This is a genomic window from Pseudomonas sp. GW822-FHT01E03 (assembly GCF_058802985.1).
Window position 1 is genome coordinate 145,493 of sequence record NZ_JBXAOQ010000006.1, and the last position, 19,183, is coordinate 164,675.

General features: G+C 61.7%; 16 protein-coding genes. 13 read left to right on the forward strand and 3 right to left on the reverse strand.

Features of this window, described 5'->3' with window-relative positions; all coding sequences use genetic code 11:
* Positions 1–178: 178 nt before the first annotated feature.
* From ydcS to AC1RP7_RS14000, 3 genes are all read right to left on the reverse strand, one after another.
* Positions 179–1,330: a putative ABC transporter substrate-binding protein YdcS gene (ydcS, locus tag AC1RP7_RS13990; RefSeq protein WP_057716218.1), complete on the reverse strand. Its 1,152-nt coding sequence runs from the start codon at positions 1,328–1,330 to the stop codon at positions 179–181.
* An 83-nt stretch (positions 1,331–1,413) separates the two neighbouring features.
* A complete protein-coding gene (locus AC1RP7_RS13995) occupies positions 1,414–2,913 on the reverse strand; it encodes a gamma-aminobutyraldehyde dehydrogenase (RefSeq protein WP_493183989.1) in 1,500 nt (499 codons plus the stop codon).
* 105 nt (positions 2,914–3,018) lie between these two features.
* Positions 3,019–3,933, reverse strand: a complete 915-nt coding sequence (locus AC1RP7_RS14000) for a LysR family transcriptional regulator (RefSeq protein WP_057716216.1) — start codon at positions 3,931–3,933, stop codon at positions 3,019–3,021.
* A 195-nt stretch (positions 3,934–4,128) separates the two neighbouring features.
* Here AC1RP7_RS14000 and AC1RP7_RS14005 point away from each other — a divergent pair, with 195 nt between their 5' ends.
* The 13 genes from AC1RP7_RS14005 (at position 4,129) to AC1RP7_RS14065 (ending at position 19,092) form a co-directional block, all read left to right on the forward strand.
* Positions 4,129–4,821, forward strand: coding sequence for a tellurite resistance TerB family protein (locus AC1RP7_RS14005; protein WP_057716215.1), 693 nt, complete (start codon positions 4,129–4,131; stop codon positions 4,819–4,821).
* A gap of 177 nt (positions 4,822–4,998) precedes the next feature.
* Entirely contained in the window at positions 4,999–6,621 is a 1,623-nt protein-coding gene (locus AC1RP7_RS14010) for a methyl-accepting chemotaxis protein (protein WP_218495018.1), read from the forward strand.
* A complete protein-coding gene (locus AC1RP7_RS14015) occupies positions 6,621–7,157 on the forward strand; it encodes a chemotaxis protein CheW (protein WP_493181986.1) in 537 nt (178 codons plus the stop codon). The genes AC1RP7_RS14010 and AC1RP7_RS14015 overlap by 1 nt, the downstream gene beginning before the upstream one ends.
* Entirely contained in the window at positions 7,154–8,431 is a 1,278-nt protein-coding gene (locus tag AC1RP7_RS14020; protein WP_057716212.1) for a CheR family methyltransferase, read from the forward strand. The genes AC1RP7_RS14015 and AC1RP7_RS14020 overlap by 4 nt, the downstream gene beginning before the upstream one ends.
* A complete protein-coding gene (locus tag AC1RP7_RS14025; protein WP_493181987.1) occupies positions 8,428–9,108 on the forward strand; it encodes a chemotaxis protein CheW in 681 nt (226 codons plus the stop codon). The genes AC1RP7_RS14020 and AC1RP7_RS14025 overlap by 4 nt, the downstream gene beginning before the upstream one ends.
* Positions 9,105–11,384 carry a hybrid sensor histidine kinase/response regulator gene (locus AC1RP7_RS14030; protein WP_493181989.1) on the forward strand — a complete coding sequence of 760 codons (2,280 nt, stop codon included), beginning with the start codon at positions 9,105–9,107 and terminating at the stop codon, positions 11,382–11,384. Before AC1RP7_RS14025 ends, AC1RP7_RS14030 begins: the two co-directional genes overlap by 4 nt.
* Positions 11,381–12,391 carry a chemotaxis response regulator protein-glutamate methylesterase gene (locus AC1RP7_RS14035; protein WP_218495021.1) on the forward strand — a complete coding sequence of 337 codons (1,011 nt, stop codon included), beginning with the start codon at positions 11,381–11,383 and terminating at the stop codon, positions 12,389–12,391. The genes AC1RP7_RS14030 and AC1RP7_RS14035 overlap by 4 nt, the downstream gene beginning before the upstream one ends.
* A gap of 48 nt (positions 12,392–12,439) precedes the next feature.
* Positions 12,440–13,441 carry a response regulator gene (locus tag AC1RP7_RS14040; protein WP_057716208.1) on the forward strand — a complete coding sequence of 334 codons (1,002 nt, stop codon included), beginning with the start codon at positions 12,440–12,442 and terminating at the stop codon, positions 13,439–13,441.
* Positions 13,442–13,649: 208 nt separating this feature from the next.
* A protein-coding gene (prfB, locus tag AC1RP7_RS14045) for a peptide chain release factor 2 (RefSeq protein WP_109790603.1) occupies positions 13,650–14,745 on the forward strand; the annotation gives its coding sequence in 2 pieces (ribosomal slippage) (positions 13,650–13,721 and positions 13,723–14,745; 1,095 coding nt in all).
* A gap of 114 nt (positions 14,746–14,859) precedes the next feature.
* On the forward strand, positions 14,860–16,362 hold the full coding sequence (lysS, locus tag AC1RP7_RS14050) for a lysine--tRNA ligase (protein ID WP_057716207.1): 1,503 nt from the start codon (positions 14,860–14,862) through the stop codon (positions 16,360–16,362).
* A gap of 98 nt (positions 16,363–16,460) precedes the next feature.
* Entirely contained in the window at positions 16,461–17,177 is a 717-nt protein-coding gene (locus tag AC1RP7_RS14055; protein WP_090453336.1) for a TetR/AcrR family transcriptional regulator, read from the forward strand.
* Between the two features lie 50 nt (positions 17,178–17,227).
* Positions 17,228–17,782, forward strand: a complete 555-nt coding sequence (locus tag AC1RP7_RS14060) for a hypothetical protein (RefSeq protein ID WP_349733531.1) — start codon at positions 17,228–17,230, stop codon at positions 17,780–17,782.
* Between the two features lie 32 nt (positions 17,783–17,814).
* Positions 17,815–19,092 carry a flavohemoglobin expression-modulating QEGLA motif protein gene (locus tag AC1RP7_RS14065; protein ID WP_057716204.1) on the forward strand — a complete coding sequence of 426 codons (1,278 nt, stop codon included), beginning with the start codon at positions 17,815–17,817 and terminating at the stop codon, positions 19,090–19,092.
* Positions 19,093–19,183: the final 91 nt, after the last annotated feature.

A 19,183-nucleotide genomic window follows, 5' to 3' on the forward strand; every position in this document is an offset into this window, starting at 1 on the left:
ATGTGTGGCTGGAATACTGACTGTGGCGAGGGGGCTTGCCCCCGTTGGGCTGCGCAGCAGCCCTGAAAACGGTGGACGCGGTCTGCCAGACCGCAGTGACGGACTAGGGGAGGGCTTCGCCCTCCAACGGGGGCAAGCCCCCTCGCCACAAAAGCGTTTTTGCCACAGAAGCGGTGTGTTACCTGCCGCCCATGATCGCGATGTAGTCCTGGGTCCAGCGGCTGTACGGCACGAACTTGCCGCCTTCAGCCTGCGGGGTTTTCCAGAAGGCGATCTTGTCGAAATTGTCGAAACCGTTGGTCTTGCAGCCTTCGGCGCCGAGCAATTCACTGCCCTTGCACGCTGCCGGCACCGCTGGCAACGAACCGAACCAGGCCGCTACGTCACCCTGGACTTTCGGTTGCAGCGACCAGTCCATCCATTTGTAGGCACAATTGGGGTGCTTGGCTTCGGCATGCAGCATGGTGGTGTCGGCCCACCCGGTGGCGCCTTCTTTCGGGATGGTCGAGGCAATTGGCTGCTTCTCGTTCATCAGGCCGTTGACCTGATACGGCCAGGCACCGGAGGCGACCACGCCTTCGTTCTTGAAGTCGCTCATTTGCACGGTGGTGTCGTGCCAGTAGCGGTGGATCAACGGCTGCTGGGCGCGCAGCAGATCGAGCACGGCCTTGTACTGGGCTTCGGTCAGTTCGTACGGGCTCTGGATGCCCAGTTCCGGCTTGGCGGACTTCAGGTACAGCGCCGCGTCGGCGATGTAGATCGGGCCGTCATAGGCCTGCACGCGACCCTTGTTCGGCTTGCCGTCCGGCAGGTTTTCCGCGTTGAACAACACGCCCCAGCTGGTGGGCGCAGTCTTGAACACGTTGGTGTTGTACATCAGCACGTTCGGGCCCCATTGGTACGGGGTGCCGTAGGTCTGCTTGTTGACCACGTACCAGGGTGCATCCTTGAGGCGCGGGTCGAGGTTCTTCCAGTTCGGGATCAACGCGGTGTTGATCGGTTGCACACGCTTGCCAACGATCAGGCGCAGGGAGGCGTCGCCGGACGCCGTGACCAGGTCGTAACCGCCCTTGGCCATCAGGCTGACCATTTCATCGGAGGTGGCGGCGGTCTTGACGTTGACCTTGCAGCCGGTTTCCTTCTCGAAACCGGTCACCCAGTCGTAGGCCTTGTCGCTCTCGCCACGTTCGATGTAGCCGGGCCAGGCCACAATATCCAGTTGGCCTTCGCCCGCCCCGACAGCTTTGAGCGGCTCGGCGGCCTGGACACTGGCGCTGGCCAGCAGCGCGGTGGTGATTGCACTGAGCAGTGCGGTCTTGTGCACGAACATGGGAATTCCCTCTTCTTTAAATTATGGTCGGGGCAGTTGTGAACGTGGTGAAGCATGCCGTTGGCGGCTTGTTATTAGCTTAGTCAGAGATGCTCGCCATGGCGGGCCATGATGTGCCGCACCACGCTGTAGTCCTGAAGCGAATCGCTGGACAGGTCCTTGCCGTAGCCCGAACGTTTCAGGCCACCATGGGGCATTTCGCTGACCAGCATGAAGTGGCTGTTGATCCAGGTGCAGCCGTACTGCAAGCGCGCCGCGACCTGCATGGCCTTGTCGAGGTTCTGGGTCCAGACCGACGAGGCCAGGCCGTATTCCGAATCGTTGGCCCAGTCCACCGCTTGTCCCAGCTCATCGAAGCGGGTCACGGTAACCACCGGCCCGAACACTTCGCGCTGGACGATCTCGTCACTTTGCTTGCAACCGGCGAGCAGGGTCGGCTGGTAATAGAAGCCGGCGCCGGAGTGCACCGCTGCGCCGGTCACCCGCTCGATGTGCGGCTGGCCCAAGGCACGTTCGACGAAACTGGCTACGCGGTCGCGTTGGCGGGTACTGATCAGCGGGCCGATTTCGTTGTCGGCATCGCGCTTGCCGGCGAAACGCAGGCTACTGACGGCCGCACCGAGCTCGGCCACCAGGCGGTCATGAATCCCGGCCTGGGCGTAAATGCGGCAAGCGGCGGTGCAATCCTGTCCGGCGTTGTAGTAGCCGTAGGTGCGTACGCCTTCGACCACGGCCTGAATGTCGGCATCGTTGCAGACGATCACCGGGGCCTTGCCACCGAGTTCGAGGTGGGTGCGTTTGAGTGTCTTCGACGCGGCCTGGAGAATCTTTTGGCCGGTGACGATATCGCCGGTCAGCGACACCATGCGCACTTTAGGGTGGCTCACCAGGTGGCTGCCGACGCCTTCGCCGCCACCGCAAATAATGTTGATTACACCGCGCGGCAGGATCTCGGCCAGCGCTGGCGCCAGGGCCAGGATCGACAGCGGCGTGTGTTCCGACGGCTTGAACACCAGGGTGTTGCCGGCGGCGAGGGCCGGGGCGATTTTCCACGCGGCCATCATGATCGGGTAGTTCCACGGCGCAATCGACGCCACGACCCCGATAGGATCGCGCCGGACCATGCTGGTGTAACCCGGCAGGTATTCGCCGCTGAGCTGGCCGGTCTGGCAACGCACGGCACCGGCGAAGAAGCGGAACACGTCGACCGTGGCATTGAGGTCATCCTGACGGGCCAGGTGCAACGGCTTGCCGCAATTCAGGGCTTCGAGACGGGCGAGATGGTCGGCGTTTTTTTCGATGGCGTTGGCGATGTCCAACAGCAGGTTTGAGCGCTGTTGTGGCGTGGTGCGCGACCAACCGGCAAAGGCGCGGTGGGCGGCGAGGATGGCTGCTTCGACTTGTTCGGTGCCGGCTTCGGCGATCTGCGTCAGGATTTCGCCAGTGGCCGGATTGATGATGGGTTCGGCACAGCCTTGCCCTGCGACTAATTCACCATCGATCAACAAGGCGGTGAACAACGGGGTCTGCGCGCCAGCCATTTTTCGGGTTCTCGTTTTTTGTGTGGCTTGTTGTGTAGACATGGCAGCGCTCCCTGTGACTGGGGCCCGGCCGTCTTTATTAGATGCAACAAGACTAGTTCGCGGACCCGAGGACAACAAATACTAAATACTGAAGGTAGCGTTCGATTAAATAGATGGCTTGCGCCCGCCGTGGGGTTGTTCACGCGCGACCGTGAGGAACGGGTCCACCAGCGCCGGCCGTGCGGTGCCGCGACGCCAGGCCAGGCCGACATCCAGGGTCTGGCTGAGGTCGGCGATCGGCCGCGCTTCGATGATGTCGCCCTCCAGTGACCACGGGCGATAGGTCATGTCGGGCTGGATCGATACGCCCAGGCCAGCGGCCACAAGGCTTCGCACCGCTTCGGTCGAGGCCGTGCGCAGGGTGATGCGCGGTTGCAAGGAGGCTGCCGACCACATGCGTTGGGCGTTGCGGTCCATTTCATCGACGTTCAGTTGAATCAATGGCTCGCGGGCCACGTCGGCGAGGTTGATGCTGTCGTGTTCCAGCAGCGGGTGCTGGGCCGGCAGCCATAGCCGGTGCGGCGAGCGGGTCAACACTTCGGTCTGCAATGCGTGGCGGTCTTCGAGGTTGGACAGGATCAACACGCCGACATCGATCTCGCCGCTGACCAGCAAATGCTCGATGTACGGGCGCTCATCCTCCATCACGCGGATTTCCACGTTGGGGTAGGCGCGCTGGAAACGGGTGAGTAGATCCGCCAGGTAATAACCGGCCACCAGGCTGGTCACGCCGACGATCAGTTGCCCGGCGACCTGGTCGGTGCTCTGTTGCAGGCTGCGCTTGGCGTTATCCACCGTGGCCAGGATCAAGTGCGCCTGACGCAGGAATTGATGCCCCTGGTGGGTCAGGGTCATACCCTTGGCATGGCGGCTGAACAGGCTGACGCCGATTTCCTCCTCCAGTTGCTGGATTGCCAGGGTCAGGGTCGACTGGGAAATGAACGCAGTTTGCGCGGCGGCCGAGATCGAACCGGTCTCGGCCACGGCGATGAAGTGACGGATCTGACGCAAGGTCATCATGGGGAAGCACCCGGTGGGCTGTTTTTATCGATTGGCGAGAGTGTATATCGTTTTTTCTGACGGGTCGGCGTAAGCGGCAATGGGCGCATTGAGGGGAGTGCAACATCTGGAAGCACTCTCGCCCACGGGGCGTGGGCACTTTCGTTTTAGGCTGGTGGTCTTGGTTTCAGGTTAAACGTCTTGTGGAGGCGGTAAATGAATACCCGTGGATTGCTCGATCAACTACTCAAGTCCGGCCAGGACCTATTGCAGAACAAGGCCGGCAGCCCGCAGCAAAAGGGTGCGAGCGGTGGCAACGGAGGCCTCGGCAGTTTGCTCTCCGGCGCGAGTGGCGGGGCATTGGCGGCAGGCGCCATGGGCTTGCTGCTCGGCAGCAAAAAGGCCCGTAAAGTCGGGGGCAAGGTCGCGGTCTACGGCGGTCTCGCCGCGTTGGGCGTGCTGGCCTATAAAGCCTACGGAAACTGGCAGGCGCAGCAGGGCGGTGCGGCCGGTGCGCAACCGCAAACCCTGGACCGCGTACCGGACGCGCAAGTCGAGCTGCACAGTCAGGCGATTCTCAAGGCGCTGGTGGCCGCGGCCAAGGCTGACGGTCATGTGGATGAGCGTGAGCGTGCCTTGATCGAAGGCGAATTCACCCGGCTCGACAGCGATCAGGAGCTGCAACACTGGCTGCACGCCGAGCTCAACAAGCCACTGGACCCGAGCGATGTCGCCCGCGCCGCCCGCTCCCCGGAAATCGCCGCCGAGATGTACATCGCCAGCGTGATGATGGTGGACGAGGAAAACTTCATGGAGAAGGCCTATCTCGATGAGCTGGCGCGGCAGCTCAAGTTGGAGCCGGGGTTGAAGGCCGAGCTTGAGAAGCAGGTTCGCCAGGCTTCCTTGTAAACCTTCAGTCCGCCCCACATCCCCAATGACCATTCTACGGTCCCTTTCTGCCTAATCACCCCAGGCACCCATCCCGCCTTTTTTGGCGGGATGAGAAGTAGCGCGCAACCGTCTTATAAATGAAACACCGCCCTCGGCTATACTCCCCGCATTTCGAATCGGCTCCGAGGAATGACTGTGAAGAACTGGACGTTACGCCAACGCATTTTGGCGAGCTTTGCGGTAATTATCGCCATCATGTTGCTGATGGTGGTTGTCTCGTATTCGCGCCTGCTGAAGATCGAAATCAGCGAAGCCAGCGTGCGTGAGGACGCTCTGCCGGGGTTGTATTACAGTTCGATGATTCGTGGCGCGTGGTCCGACAGTTATGTACGCATTCAGGCCATGCTCGGCCTGGAGGAAGGGCAGGGCTTCACTGCCGAGGATGCCGCGAACTTCAAGGGCTACGCCGAGCGGTTGAAAGAGCAGATGGGCCTCTACCGTGGAACGATTGCCGACGAAGAAGACAGGGTCGAGTTCGCAGCGTTCGAAAAGCTTCATGAAGACTACCACCGGATTCTGGCCGCGGTGATCGAGTTGTATAAACACAACCAGAACGCCGAGGCCGTCAACATGTTCAAGGGTGAACTGACCCCGACCTGGACAGCGGGTCGAATGAAGGTCAATGAAATCCTGCGTCACAACAAGTCTGTGGCGGACGCAGACATCGCGGCCATTGACGATGCAGTGCTCAGCGCCAAAGGCATCATGGGTATTTCCCTGGTGATCGCGGTGCTGGCGGCCGCTCTCTGTGGTCTGTTGCTGATGCGCGCCATCATGGCGCCGATGAACCGCATCGTGAGAATCCTCGAAATCATGCGCACTGGCGACCTCAGCAGCCGCCTGAACCTGGAGCGCAAGGACGAATTCGGCGCGGTAGAGACCGGGTTCAACGACATGATGACCGAGCTCACTTCTCTGGTGTCCCAGGCCCAGCGCTCGTCGGTGCAGGTGACCACGTCGGTGACCGAGATCGCCGCGACGTCCAAGCAGCAACAAGCCACCGCCACCGAAACCGCCGCCACCACCACGGAAATCGGCGCGACCTCCCGTGAGATCGCCGCCACTTCCCGGGATCTGGTGCGCACCATGACCGAGGTCTCCACCGCCGCCGATCAGGCTTCCGTGGCGGCCGGTTCCGGTCAGCAAGGCCTGGCACGCATGGAAGAAACCATGCACTCGGTGATGGGCGCGGCCGATCTGGTCAACGCCAAGCTGGCGATCCTCAACGAGAAGGCCGGCAACATCAATCAGGTGGTGGTGACCATCGTCAAGGTCGCTGACCAGACCAACCTGTTGTCGCTCAACGCCGCCATCGAGGCCGAGAAGGCCGGGGAATACGGGCGCGGCTTTGCCGTGGTCGCCACCGAAGTGCGGCGCCTGGCGGACCAGACCGCTGTCGCCACCTACGACATCGAGCAAATGGTGCGCGAGATCCAGTCGGCGGTGTCGGCCGGGGTCATGGGCATGGACAAGTTTTCCGAAGAGGTGCGTCGCGGCATGTCCGAGGTGCAGCAGGTCGGCGAGCAGTTGTCGCAGATCATCCATCAGGTCCAGGCGCTGGCGCCGCGGGTGCTGATGGTCAACGAAGGCATGCAGGCCCAGGCCACCGGTGCCGAGCAGATCAACCATGCGCTGGTGCAGTTGGGTGATGCCAGCAGCCAGACGGTCGAGTCTCTGCGCCAGGCCAGTTTCGCCATCGATGAACTGAGCCAGGTGGCCGTCGGGCTGCGCAGCGGCGTTTCGCGATTCAAAGTCTGATGAGCGAAATCACGGCCAAACGCTCCGCCGTGAAGCAGGCGCTGCATGCCTTGTTTCTGGTGTTTCGCGTCGGCAACGAGCGCTATGCCTTGAAGGCTATCGAAGTGGCTGAAGTGCTGCCGCGCCTGCCGTTGAAGCCCATTCCCCATGCCCCCGCCTGGGTCGCCGGGGTGTTCGCCTATCGGGGCACCGTGGTGCCGGTGATCGACTTGAGCGCACTGACCTTTGGCATGCCTGCACAGGCCCGTACCAGCACGCGACTGGTGCTGGTCAACTATCGCCCGGATGAAACCGCCGAGGCACAACTGCTCGGGCTGATTCTGGAACAGGCGACTGACACCTTGCGCTGCGATCCGACGGATTTTCAACCCTACGGCCTGGACAATCGACAGACGCCTTACCTCGGGCCGGTGCGCAAGGACGAGCGGGGGTTGCTGCAATGGGTGCGGGTCGGCGATCTGCTGGACGATCAGGTGCGCGCATTGTTGTTTCCCTCGCCGCCAATGGATCCGGCACTGCTGCAGGAGCGGCCATGAACAGCGACCAGCGTTTTTTCGACTTTCTCAAGGAAACTATCGGACTCGACGTGACCTCGGTAGGGCCTGCGATCATCGAGCGAGCGGTGCGCCAGCGCAGCATCGTTTCGCAAGCAGTGTCGGCCGATGAGTATTGGCACACCTTGCAGGGCTCGCGGGACGAGCAGCAGGCCTTGATCGAGGCGGTGATCGTTCCGGAAACCTGGTTCTTCCGCTATCCGGAGTCCTTCGTCACCCTGGCGAAACTGGCGAGCAAGCGTCTGGCCGAGATCAACAGCCTGCGCGCACTGCGAATTCTCAGCCTGCCATGCTCCACGGGCGAAGAACCGTACTCGATCGCCATGGCGTTGCTCGATGCCGGGCTCAAACCGCACCAGTTCAAGGTCGACGGCCTGGACGTCAGCCCGTTGTCAGTGGAAAAAGCCCGTCGGGCGTTGTACGGCAAGAATTCCTTTCGGGGTGACGACATTGCGTTTCGCGACCGTCATTTCATCGCCGAAGGCGAGAGCTATCGCCTCGATCAGCGGGTGCTCGAGCAAGTGCGCCTGCAGGTAGGCAATCTGCTGGATCCGGCCTTGCTGGCCGGTGAACCGCCATTCGATTTCGTGTTTTGCCGCAACCTGCTGATCTACTTCGACCAGCCGACCCAGAAGCTAGTCTTCGAAGTGCTCAAGTGCCTGACCCACGTTGACGGCGTGCTGTTTATCGGCCCGGCCGAAGGCGGTCTGCTGGGGCGTTTGGGGATGCGCTCGATTGGTATCGCGCAGTCCTTCGCGTTCAGTCGACAGGGAACTGCGGACCCTGATCCCTTGCCGACGTTCGTTCCTGCGCCATTGCCAGTGCCGCAACCGTTGCGCAATCCACCGCCTGCGCCAGTGCGCAGCCGTCCGTTTGCCCGGGTTGCGCCGCTGCGGCCTGCGCCTGCGCCTGCAACCTCCGGCTCCGACACTGCCGCGCTGCTGGCCAATATCGCCGTGCTGGCCGATGAAGGCAAAAGCGCCGAGGCGCGAGCAGCGTGTGAAAGCTACTTGCGCAGCCATGAGCCGGTGGCTCAGGTCTTTTATTGGTTGGGGCTGCTCAGCGATGTGGCTGGCAATACCCTTGAAGCACAGGGTTTTTACCGCAAGGCGTTGTACCTGGAACCGCAACATCCTGAAGCGTTGATGCACCTGGCCGGCTTGCTGCAGGCCCAGGGCGACGCGATGGGAGCCAGACGATTGCAGGAGCGTGCCGCCCGCAGCGCACGTTCCGTCGACAGTGAGCGTAAACGATGATCGCCTCCGATACCTTCAGCGTCACCCGGGATGCCCAGGCCATCGACGATTGCTGGAACCGCATTGGTATCCACGGTGACAAGTCCTGCCCGCTGCTCAGCGACCATATTCATTGCCGCAATTGTGCGGTGTATTCGGCGGCTGCCACACGCTTGCTCGATCGTTATGCATTGCAGCAGGAAGATCGCGGGACTGTGTCCGTCGCGGTCGAGAGCGAGGTGAAAACCCGCTCGCTGTTGATGTTCCGTCTGGGTGAAGAGTGGCTGGGGCTTGCGACCCGCAGCCTGGTCGAGGTGGCGCCGTTGCAAGCGATTCACTCGTTGCCGCATCAACGTTCCCGGGCCTTGCTCGGCGTGGCGAATGTACGCGGAGCGCTGGTTGCCTGCCTGTCGCTGGTGGAACTGCTCGGGCTCGACGGCGCCAGCAGCGTGGCCACCGATGCACGGGTCATGCCACGCATGCTGATCATCGCCGCCGACGGCGGGCCGGTGGTGGTGCCGGTGGACGAAGTCGACGGGATTCACGCCATCGACGAGCACATCCTCGATACCGCATCGCGCTCAGGTGCTCAGGCCAGCGCCAAATACACCCGTGGCGTGTTGCAATTCAAAGGTCGCAGCCTGCGTTGGCTGGATGAAGAGCAGCTGTTGTGCGCCGTGACCCGGAGCCTCACATGACCCCCGAGCAAATGCGCGACGCTTCTTTGCTGGAGCTGTTCAGCCTGGAGGCCGAAGCCCAGACCCAAGTCTTGAGCGCCGGCCTGCTGGCGCTTGAGCGCGACCCGACCCTGGCTGATCAACTCGAATCGTGCATGCGTGCCGCACACTCGCTCAAGGGCGCAGCGCGGATCGTCGGTGTCGACGCCGGAGTCAGCGTCTCCCATGTGATGGAAGATTGTCTGGTCAGCGCCCAGGAAGGCCGCCTGTTGCTGCGCCCCGAGCATATCGATGCGTTGCTGCAAGGCACCGATCTGCTGATGCGCATCGCCACACCGAGCAACAACCCGGAAGTCGCGGACATCGAGGCCTATGTGGCGTTGATGGCGCGGTTGCTGGACCCGGCGGCCCCGCTGGTTGCGCCTGCCGCACCGGTGATGGCCGAACTTCAGCTCGAAGCACCCGCGCCGAAGGTCGAGTCGCCGGCGCCTGTCGTCGAACCGCTATCGGTGCCAGCTCCACGCAAGACCAAACGCACCACCGAAAACGGCGAACGTGTGCTGCGTGTCACCGCCGAGCGCCTGAACAGCCTGCTCGATCTGTCGAGCAAATCCCTGGTGGAAACCCTGCGGCTCAAACCGCACCTGGCGACCATGCAGCGACTCAAGCGCATGCAGAGCAACAGCCTGCGCGCACTGGAGAATCTCAATGTGCATCTCAAGGATCACGCCTTGAGCCTGGAGGCCCAGGAAGCCCTTGAGGATGCGCGGCGCTTGCTCGCGCAATCCCAGCAACTGCTCATGGAAAAGAACGCCGAACTCGACGAGTTCGCCTGGCATGCCAGCCAACGGGCGCAGGTGTTGTACGACACGGCGCTGGCCTGTCGCATGCGGCCCTTTGCCGATGTGCTGACCGGGCAAGTGCGGATGGTCCGGGATCTGGGGCGCGATCTGGGCAAACAGGTGCGCCTGGAAATTGAAGGCGAAAAGACCCAGGTCGATCGCGACGTACTGGAAAAGCTCGAAGCGCCGCTGACTCACCTGTTGCGCAACGCGGTCGACCACGGCATCGAAACCCCGGAGCAGCGCCTGCTGGCCGGCAAGCCGGCGGAAGGTTTGATTCGCCTGCGCGCGTCCCATCAGGCCGGTCTGCTGGTGCTTGAACTGAGCGACGACGGTAACGGCGTGGACCTGGAAAAGCTCCGTCGCAGCATCGTCGAACGAAATTTGTCCCTCGCGGAAACCGCCGCGCAGTTGAGCGAAGAGGAATTGCTGACGTTCCTGTTCCTGCCCGGTTTCAGTCTGCGCGACAAGGTCACCGAGGTGTCCGGTCGCGGCGTCGGCCTGGATGCGGTGCAGCATATGGTCCGGCAGCTGCGCGGCGCGGTGGTGTTGGAGCAGACGGCGGGCGAGGGCAGTCGTTTCCACCTTGAGGTGCCGCTGACCCTGTCGGTGGTGCGCAGCCTGGTGGTGGAAGTCGGCGACGAAGCCTATGCCTTCCCGCTGGCGCACATTGAGCGCATGTGCGACCTGGAGCCGGCGGATATCGTGCAGGTCGAAGGCCGCCAGCATTTCTGGCACGAAGGCCGGCATGTCGGTCTGGTGGCGGCCAGTCAGCTGTTGCAACGTCCGGCCAGCCAGAACAGCGGGCAAACCCTGAAGGTCGTGGTGATTCGCGAGCGCGATGCGATTTACGGCGTGGCCGTGGAGCGGTTCATCGGTGAGCGGACCTTGGTGGTGCTGCCGCTGGATGAGCGTCTGGGCAAGGTGCAGGACATCTCCGCCGGGGCCCTGCTCGACGACGGTTCGGTGGTGCTGATCGTCGATGTCGAAGACATGCTGCGTTCGGTGGAAAAACTGCTCAACACCGGGCGTCTGGAGCGCATTGCCCGTCACAGCAATCAGGTGGTCGAGGCGGCCCGCAAACGAATTCTGGTGGTGGATGATTCCCTGACCGTGCGAGAGTTGCAGCGCAAGCTGTTGCTCAATCGCGGCTATGACGTGGCGGTTGCGGTGGACGGCATGGATGGCTGGAACGCGCTGCGTTCGGAGGATTTCGATCTGCTGATCACCGACATTGATATGCCGCGCATGGACGGCATCGAGCTGGTCACGCTGCTGCGTCGGGACAATCGCCTGCAATCGCTGCCGGTGATGGTGGTGTCCTACAAGGATCGTGAAGAGGACCGGCGCCGTGGACTGGATGCCGGGGCCGACTATTATCTAGCCAAGGCCAGTTTTCATGACGACGCCTTGCTCGATGCAGTGGTCGAGCTCATCGGAGGAGCGCGGGCATGAGGATCGCAATCGTCAATGACATGCCCATGGCGGTGGAGGCCCTGCGCCGCGCCCTGGCATTCGAGCCGGCCCACGAGGTGGTCTGGGTCGCCGGCAATGGTGCCGAGGCGGTGCGCCAGTGCGCGCTGGACACGCCGGACCTGATTCTGATGGACCTGATCATGCCGGTGATGGATGGCGTCGAGGCCACGCGGCGGATCATGGCCGAGACCCCGTGTGCCATCGTCATCGTCACCGTGGATCGCCAGCAGAACGTGCACCGGGTGTTCGAGGCCATGGGCCACGGTGCGCTGGACGTGGTCGACACCCCGGCCCTCGGCGCCGGCAATGCCCAGGAAGCGGCGGCGCCGTTGTTGCGCAAGATCTTGAACATCGTCTGGCTGATCGGCGACAAGGGTAACCGCCCGCGCTCGGCACCGGCACCCTTGCGCTGTTCGGGCTCACGCCAGGGCCTGATCGCCATTGGCTCATCCGCCGGTGGGCCGGCAGCGCTGGAAGCCTTGCTCAAGGGGCTGCCGCGTGATTTCTCTCCGGCCATCGTGCTGGTGCAACACGTTGACCAGGTGTTTGCCGCCGGCATGGCTGAATGGCTCGGCACTGCCAGCGGCCTTGATGTGCGCCTGGCCCAGGAGGGCGAGCCGCCGCAAAGCGGCACGGTATTGCTGGCCGGCACCAATCACCATATTCGCTTGTTGAAAAACGGCACGCTGGCCTACACCGCCGAACCGGTCAACGAGATCTACCGGCCCTCCATCGATGTGTTCTTCGAGAGCGTGGCCAATAACTGGAGCGGTGATGCCGTGGGGGTTTTGCTCACCGGCATGGGGCGTGATGGCGCCCAAGGGCTTAAACTCATGCGCCAACAGGGCTACCTGACCATCGCACAAGACCAAAACAGCAGTGCGGTGTACGGCATGCCGAAGGCGGCCGCAGCCATCGACGCTGCCGTGGAGATTCGCCCGCTGGACAAGATAGCGCCACGATTGCTGGAGATTTTCGCCAAATGAGCACCTTTTCCCTCATTCCTGGCTCAGGTAGTACTCAGGTGACCGCACATGACTGAATTACAGCTCGACGACTTCAAGACCGACGAAAACGCCGCCATGGTGTTGCTGGTGGACGATCAGGCCATGATCGGCGAAGCCGTGCGTCGCGGCCTGTCGAACGAAGAGAACATTGATTTCCACTTCTGCTCCGACCCGCACCAGGCCATCGCCCACGCTGTGCGCATCAAGCCGACAGTGATCCTGCAGGATCTGGTCATGCCGGGTCTTGACGGTCTGAGCCTGGTGCGCGAATACCGCAATCACCCGGCGACCAAGGACATTCCGATCATCGTTCTGTCGACCAAGGAAGACCCGCTGATCAAGAGCGCGGCCTTTGCGGCCGGGGCCAACGATTATCTGGTCAAGCTGCCGGACAATATCGAACTGGTCGCGCGCATCCGCTATCACTCGCGCTCCTACATGACCCTGCTGCAACGGGATGCGGCGTACCGCGCGTTGCGAGTCAGCCAGCAGCAACTGCTAGACACCAACCTGGTGCTGCAACGCCTGATGAACTCCGATGGCCTGACGGGGTTGTCGAACCGTCGGCACTTCGATGAATACCTGGAACTGGAGTGGCGCCGTTCGCTGCGTGAGCAGAGCCAGTTGTCGTTGCTGATGATCGATGTCGACTACTTCAAGGCCTACAACGACAGCTTCGGCCACCTGGAAGGCGATGAAGCCCTGCGCAAGGTCGCCGCGGCGATCAAGGACGCCAGTGCCCGGCCTTCGGACCTGCCGGCCCGCTACGGCGGCGAAGAGTTCGCCCTGGTGCTGCCCAACACCTCCCAAGGCGGTGCACGGTTGGTGGCCGAGAAGCTGCGCCAGACCGTGGCAGCCCTGAAGATCCCGCATAACTCGCCGGCCGAAGGTTCGAGCCTGACCATCAGCATCGGCCTGTCGACTATTACCCCGAAAGCGGGCAGCAACTGCCGCGACCTGATCCTGGCGGCGGACAAGGGGCTGTATTCGGCGAAGAACAATGGGCGTAATCAGGTGGGCATCGGCTGAACAGCCTCCCCCCTGTAGGAGCGAGCCTGCTCGCGATGGTCGTCAACGATGACGATGGCTATCTGAATAAACGCGGTGCCTGAGCGTTTTTCGCGAGCGAGCTCGCTCCTACAAGGGCTTGGCTTTTCGGCCAGGCGGACTGCCGTTTTCGGCTGTTTCCCGGTATACTCGCCGGCTTTCAAAAGTTCGCCAACGAGTGCTGCCCGTCATGGAAATCAACCCGATCCTGAACACCATCAAGGACCTGTCCGAGCGCTCCGAAACTATTCGGGGGTATCTTTGACTACGATCAAAAGCATGAGCGTCTGACCGAAGTCAATCGCGAGCTTGAAGATCCGAGTGTCTGGAACAAACCTGAATACGCCCAGGAACTGGGCCGCGAGCGCGCTGCGCTGGCGCAGATCGTCGATACCCTGGACGAATTGAACACCGGTCTGGCCGATTGCCGCGACCTGCTGGACATGGCCGTCGAAGAGAACGACGAAGGCGCAGTGGGCGATGTCGTCGCCGAGCTGGCCCGTCTCGAGGAAAGTCTGGCCAAGCTGGAATTCCGCCGCATGTTCAGCCACGAAATGGACCCGAACAACGCCTACCTGGACATCCAGGCCGGTTCCGGCGGCACCGAAGCCCAGGACTGGGCCAACATTCTGCTGCGCATGTACCTGCGCTGGGCCGACAAGCGCGGCTTCGACGCGACCATCATGGAACTGTCCGCCGGTGAAGTCGCCGGGATCAAGGGCGCGACCGTGCACATCAAGGGCGAATACGCCTTTGGCTGGTTGCGGACCGAAATCGGCGTGCACCGTCTGGTGCGCAAGAGCCCGTTCGACTCCGGCAACCGTCGCCACACCTCGTTCTCCGCGGTGTTCGTCTCGCCAGAGATCGATGACAAGGTGGAAATCGAGATCAATCCGGCAGACCTGCGGATCGACACCTATCGCTCCTCCGGTGCCGGTGGTCAGCACGTAAACACCACCGACTCGGCCGTACGTATCACCCACGTACCGACCAACACCGTGGTCAGCTGCCAGAACGAACGTTCCCAGCACGCCAACAAGGACACCGCCATGAAAATGCTGCGGGCCAAGTTGTACGAGCAGGAAATGCAGAAGCGCAATGCGGCGTCCCAGGCGCTGGAAGACACCAAGTCCGATATCGGCTGGGGTCATCAGATCCGTTCTTATGTACTCGATGCCTCGCGGATCAAGGATCTGCGCACCAACATCGAGCGCAGCGACTGCGACAAGGTGCTCGACGGCGACATCGACGAATACCTGGAAGCGAGCCTGAAGTCCGGGCTGTAAGCAATGCAATACAGGATCGGCTGACCCGGCGCGATCCTTGTAGGAGCCAGCTTGCTGGCGATCCCCAGGCCGCAGGCCTGGGGGCAACGAACCTGTGATGGAATATTTAAAGACATGAGCGACCTAGAACTCGACCCGCAAGCCCTGCAACAGGAAGAAAACTCCCTGATCGCCCTGCGCAAGGAAAAGCTTGCTGCCGAGCGCGCCAAGGGCAATGCCTTCCCGAACGACTTCCGCCGCGAAAACTACTGCGAACAACTGCAGAAACAGTACGCGGACAAGACCAAGGAAGAGCTGGCAGAGGCTGCGATCCCGGTCAAGGTTGCCGGTCGTATCATGCTCAACCGTGGCTCGTTCATGGTGATCCAGGACATGACCGGTCGTATCCAGGTCTACGTCAACCGCAAGACCCTGTCCGAAGAAACCCTGGCCGCGGTGAAAACCTGGGACATGGGCGACATCATTGCCGCCGAAGGCACTCTGGCCCGTTCCGGCAAGGGCGACCTGTACGTCGAAATGACCAGCGTGCGCCTGCTGACCAAATCCCTGCGCCCGCTGCCGGACAAGCACCACGGCCTGACCGACACCGAACAGCGCTACCGCCAGCGTTACGTCGACCTGATCGTCAACGAAGACGTGCGCCAGACGTTCCGCGTGCGTTCGCAAGTCATCGCCCACATCCGCAGCTTCCTGATGAAGCGTGACTTCCTGGAAGTGGAAACGCCGATGCTGCAGACCATTCCTGGCGGCGCGGCAGCCAAGCCGTTCGAAACCCACCACAATGCGCTGGACATGGGCATGTTCCTGCGTATCGCGCCGGAGCTGTACCTCAAGCGCCTGGTTGTTGGCGGGTTCGAGAAGGTGTTCGAGATCAACCGCAACTTCCGTAACGAAGGCGTTTCGACTCGTCACAACCCTGAATTCACCATGTTGGAGTTCTACCAGGCCTACGCCGACTACGAAGACAACATGGACCTGACCGAAGAACTGTTCCGCGAACTGGCGCAGCTGGTTCTGGGCAGCACCGACGTGCCGTACGGCGACAAGGTGTTCCACTTCGGCGAGCCGTTCGTGCGTCTATCGGTGTTCGACTCGATCCTCAAGTACAACCCTGAGCTGACCGCCGATGATCTGAACGACATCGACAAGGCTCGCGCCATCGCCAAGAAGGCCGGCGCCAAGGTGCTGGGCTTCGAAGGTCTGGGCAAGCTGCAGGTGATGATTTTCGAAGAGCTGGTCGAGCACAAGCTGGAGCAGCCGCACTTCATTACCCAGTACCCGTTCGAAGTGTCGCCGCTGGCCCGTCGTAACGACGACAACCCGAACGTCACCGACCGTTTCGAACTGTTCATCGGTGGTCGTGAAATCGCCAACGCCTACTCCGAGTTGAACGACGCGGAAGACCAGGCCGAGCGCTTCATGGCCCAGGTGGCCGACAAGGACGCCGGCGATGACGAAGCCATGCACTACGACGCCGACTTCGTTCGTGCGCTGGAGTACGGCATGCCGCCAACGGCGGGTGAAGGCATCGGTATCGACCGTCTGGTGATGCTGCTGACCAACTCCCCGTCGATCCGCGACGTGATCCTGTTCCCGCACATGCGGCCGCAAGCGTAAGTGTTTCAAATAAAAAGCCGCCTTTGAGGCGGCTTTTTATTGCCTGTCTGGTACAAACGTATCAACTTGTTAGTTTCATCTGAGAGGAAATACCTGTCGTGATTCGTGCAATAGCTCAAGAAGGTGCAGCGGGTATCGCCACTGCGGTCGCTGAAAGCGTTCAGTACCAGGGCCGCAAGGCCAGCCGACAGGGCAGTGAGCAGCGTCGACAGGACATTCTCGACGCCGCCATGCGCATTGTCGTGCGTGACGGCGTGCGTGCCGTCCGACACCGCGCGGTGGCCGCCGAGGCGCAAGTGCCGTTGTCGGCGACCACCTACTATTTCAAGGATATCGATGACCTGCTCACCGATACCTTCGCCCAATACGTGGAACGCAGTGCGGCGTACATGGGCAAGCTGTGGGTGAACAACGAGGGTCTGCTGCGCGAGATGATCGACAGTGGCGACGGCAGCCCGCAGGCGCGCTCGAAACTGGCGGACGACATTGCGCGGCTGATGACCGATTACGTTCACCGGCAATTGGTCAATCGTCGCGAACATTTGATGGCCGAGCAGGCGTTCCGTCAGGAGGCGTTGCTCAACCCGCGCCTGGCCGAACTGGTGCGCTCGCATCAGCAAATCCTGTTGCAGGGCTCTTGCCAGCTGTTCCAGGTATTGGGCTCGCGCGAGCCGCATCAGGATGCCAAAGTGTTGACGGCGATTATCGGCCGGATGGAATATCAGGGCCTGCTCAACGTAGACGAGCCTGCCGCCGAAGAGGAAATGCTCGGCATCCTGACGCGCTACATGCACCTGGTGCTGGCGTCGGTGTGATTCCGGGCGAAGTTGCCCTGTAGGAGCGGTGTGTTCATAGGGAGTATTGAATGAAAGCCTGGCGTGTCGTTGTGATCGCCTTGTCGTTCCTGCTGCTGAGTGGCTGTCTGGTGACCTTCAAGGAACCGCTGCCCACGAGCGAGCCCGCGCCCAAAGGGTTGCTCGGCAAGTGGACCAGCACCAGCGCCTGGGGCGAGCCCGTCAATCTGGAGTTGACCCGCATCGCCGACAATCGCTACCAGGCCGTCAGCTACTTCAAGGCCAAACCCAAGGAGCGTGAAGCCTACCCCTTCACCGTATCGCGCCATGGCAACCGTTGGTACTTGTCGGCGAAGGTGCCGGCGCAGTTCGGCGGGTATTTCATCATCGGCGGCTTCGAGCTGACCGACCAGCGTGAACTGGTGCTGTACAACCTCGACCTCGAACAGATCAACCAGGCGCTGAAGCAAAACGCCCTGAGCGGAGAGGCGTTTCGGACTGACGACGGCGCAGGCGTGCTGATCAACAGCTCCATGGATCAAGTCGCCGCCTACCTCGACGACCCGGCCAATTCCGATGTGTTCGTCGAAGCCGTACGCTACCAGCGTCAGGCCAAAGCCAAGTAAGCAGCACAATCAGGTTTCTACAGGAGTTTCGGGTGGACGATTACCAACAGTCGATACGCATTTTGTCCGATCGCATCGTGCTCGCGCAGACGCCGATCCGCGTCCTCGATGCGGTCAAGTGGGACGACAACATTCGTAAGGGCTTCCTCAAGGCCAAAGGCAAGGAAATGCCGGCGGTGGACCGCGACTACTACCTCAACCGGCCGCTGGCGTTCGATTCCAGCAAAGTGAAGCTGGAGTTCCAGAACATCGAGCGCGACATCACCCGCCAGCTCGGCCAGTTCAACCCGGTCGGCCAGATCATGCGCCGCATGTGCAAGGAATACCGCATGGTGGTGCGCATGCTCGAAGCGCGCGGCACCGAGGATTTCGGCCTGATCTCGCAGGAGTTGTACGGTGCCGCCTCCGACGCGTTCCACGCTGGCGACCCGACGCTGTCCGACCTGGGCATGATGTTGTCCGAATACCTGAACAACATCGACGGCCGTGGCGATCTCAAGGATGAGCCGAAGACGCTGACGGCCAAGGATGCGGTCGATCTGTTGCAGCATCGCTTGAACAAGGTATTTGGCGAAGCCGAGGAAACCATCCGGGTGTTCGAGTCCGACGGCATCGTCGCCGATGCGGCGGCCGGCGCCGACTACATCAAGATCCGCTCCGATGCGATGTTCAATCAGCGCGATGTGCGCGCCCTGGAGGTCCACGAAGGGCTGGTGCATGTCGGCACCACCCTCAACGGCCTGAACCAGCCGATTTGCACCTTCCTTTCCAAGGGGCCGCCCTCGTCGACGGTGACCCAGGAAGGCCTGGCGATCCTGATGGAAATCATCACCTTCGCCTCGTACCCCAGTCGCCTGCGCAAACTGACCAACCGCACGCGGGCCATTCATATGGTGGAGGAGGGTGCCGACTTCCTGCAGGTGTTCGAGTTCTTCCGCGAGCAAGGCTTCGAAATGCCCGAGAGTTACAGCAACGCCAGTCGCGTTTTCCGCGGCTCGGTACCGACAGGTCTGCCATTTACCAAAGACTTGTCCTACCTCAAGGGCTTCATCATGATTTACAACTACATTCAACTGGCCGTGCGTAAAGGCAAGCTGGAGCAGATACCGCTGTTGTTCTGCGGCAAGACCACCCTGGAAGACATGCGTACCTTGCGCCAGTTGGTGGATGAAGGTCTGGTGGTTCCGCCCAAGTACCTGCCGGAACAGTTCCGCGACATGAACGCGCTGTCGGCGTGGATGTGCTTCTCCAACTTCCTCAACCACCTGAGCCTGGACCGGATCGAGGCGGATTACTCGAACATCTTGTGAACAAAGAACTCCCCTGTGGGAGCGAGCTTGCTCACGATGGCGGCTTTACATTCAACATGGGTGCAAGCTGACAGATCGCAATCGCGAGCAA

Bases quoted from the DNA above. Each gene is read 5' to 3' on its own strand.
- ydcS (WP_057716218.1), bottom strand. From the start codon at position 1,330: ATGTTCGTGCACAAGACCGCACTGCTCAGTGCAATCACCACCGCGCTG.
- AC1RP7_RS13995 (WP_493183989.1), bottom strand. From the start codon at position 2,913: ATGTCTACACAACAAGCCACACAAAAAACGAGAACCCGAAAAATGGCT.
- AC1RP7_RS14000 (WP_057716216.1), bottom strand. From the start codon at position 3,933: ATGATGACCTTGCGTCAGATCCGTCACTTCATCGCCGTGGCCGAGACC.
- AC1RP7_RS14005 (WP_057716215.1), top strand. From the start codon at position 4,129: ATGAATACCCGTGGATTGCTCGATCAACTACTCAAGTCCGGCCAGGAC.
- AC1RP7_RS14015 (WP_493181986.1), top strand. From the start codon at position 6,621: ATGAGCGAAATCACGGCCAAACGCTCCGCCGTGAAGCAGGCGCTGCAT.
- AC1RP7_RS14020 (WP_057716212.1), top strand. From the start codon at position 7,154: ATGAACAGCGACCAGCGTTTTTTCGACTTTCTCAAGGAAACTATCGGA.
- AC1RP7_RS14025 (WP_493181987.1), top strand. From the start codon at position 8,428: ATGATCGCCTCCGATACCTTCAGCGTCACCCGGGATGCCCAGGCCATC.
- AC1RP7_RS14030 (WP_493181989.1), top strand. From the start codon at position 9,105: ATGACCCCCGAGCAAATGCGCGACGCTTCTTTGCTGGAGCTGTTCAGC.
- AC1RP7_RS14035 (WP_218495021.1), top strand. From the start codon at position 11,381: ATGAGGATCGCAATCGTCAATGACATGCCCATGGCGGTGGAGGCCCTG.
- AC1RP7_RS14040 (WP_057716208.1), top strand. From the start codon at position 12,440: ATGACTGAATTACAGCTCGACGACTTCAAGACCGACGAAAACGCCGCC.
- lysS (WP_057716207.1), top strand. From the start codon at position 14,860: ATGAGCGACCTAGAACTCGACCCGCAAGCCCTGCAACAGGAAGAAAAC.
- AC1RP7_RS14060 (WP_349733531.1), top strand. From the start codon at position 17,228: ATGAAAGCCTGGCGTGTCGTTGTGATCGCCTTGTCGTTCCTGCTGCTG.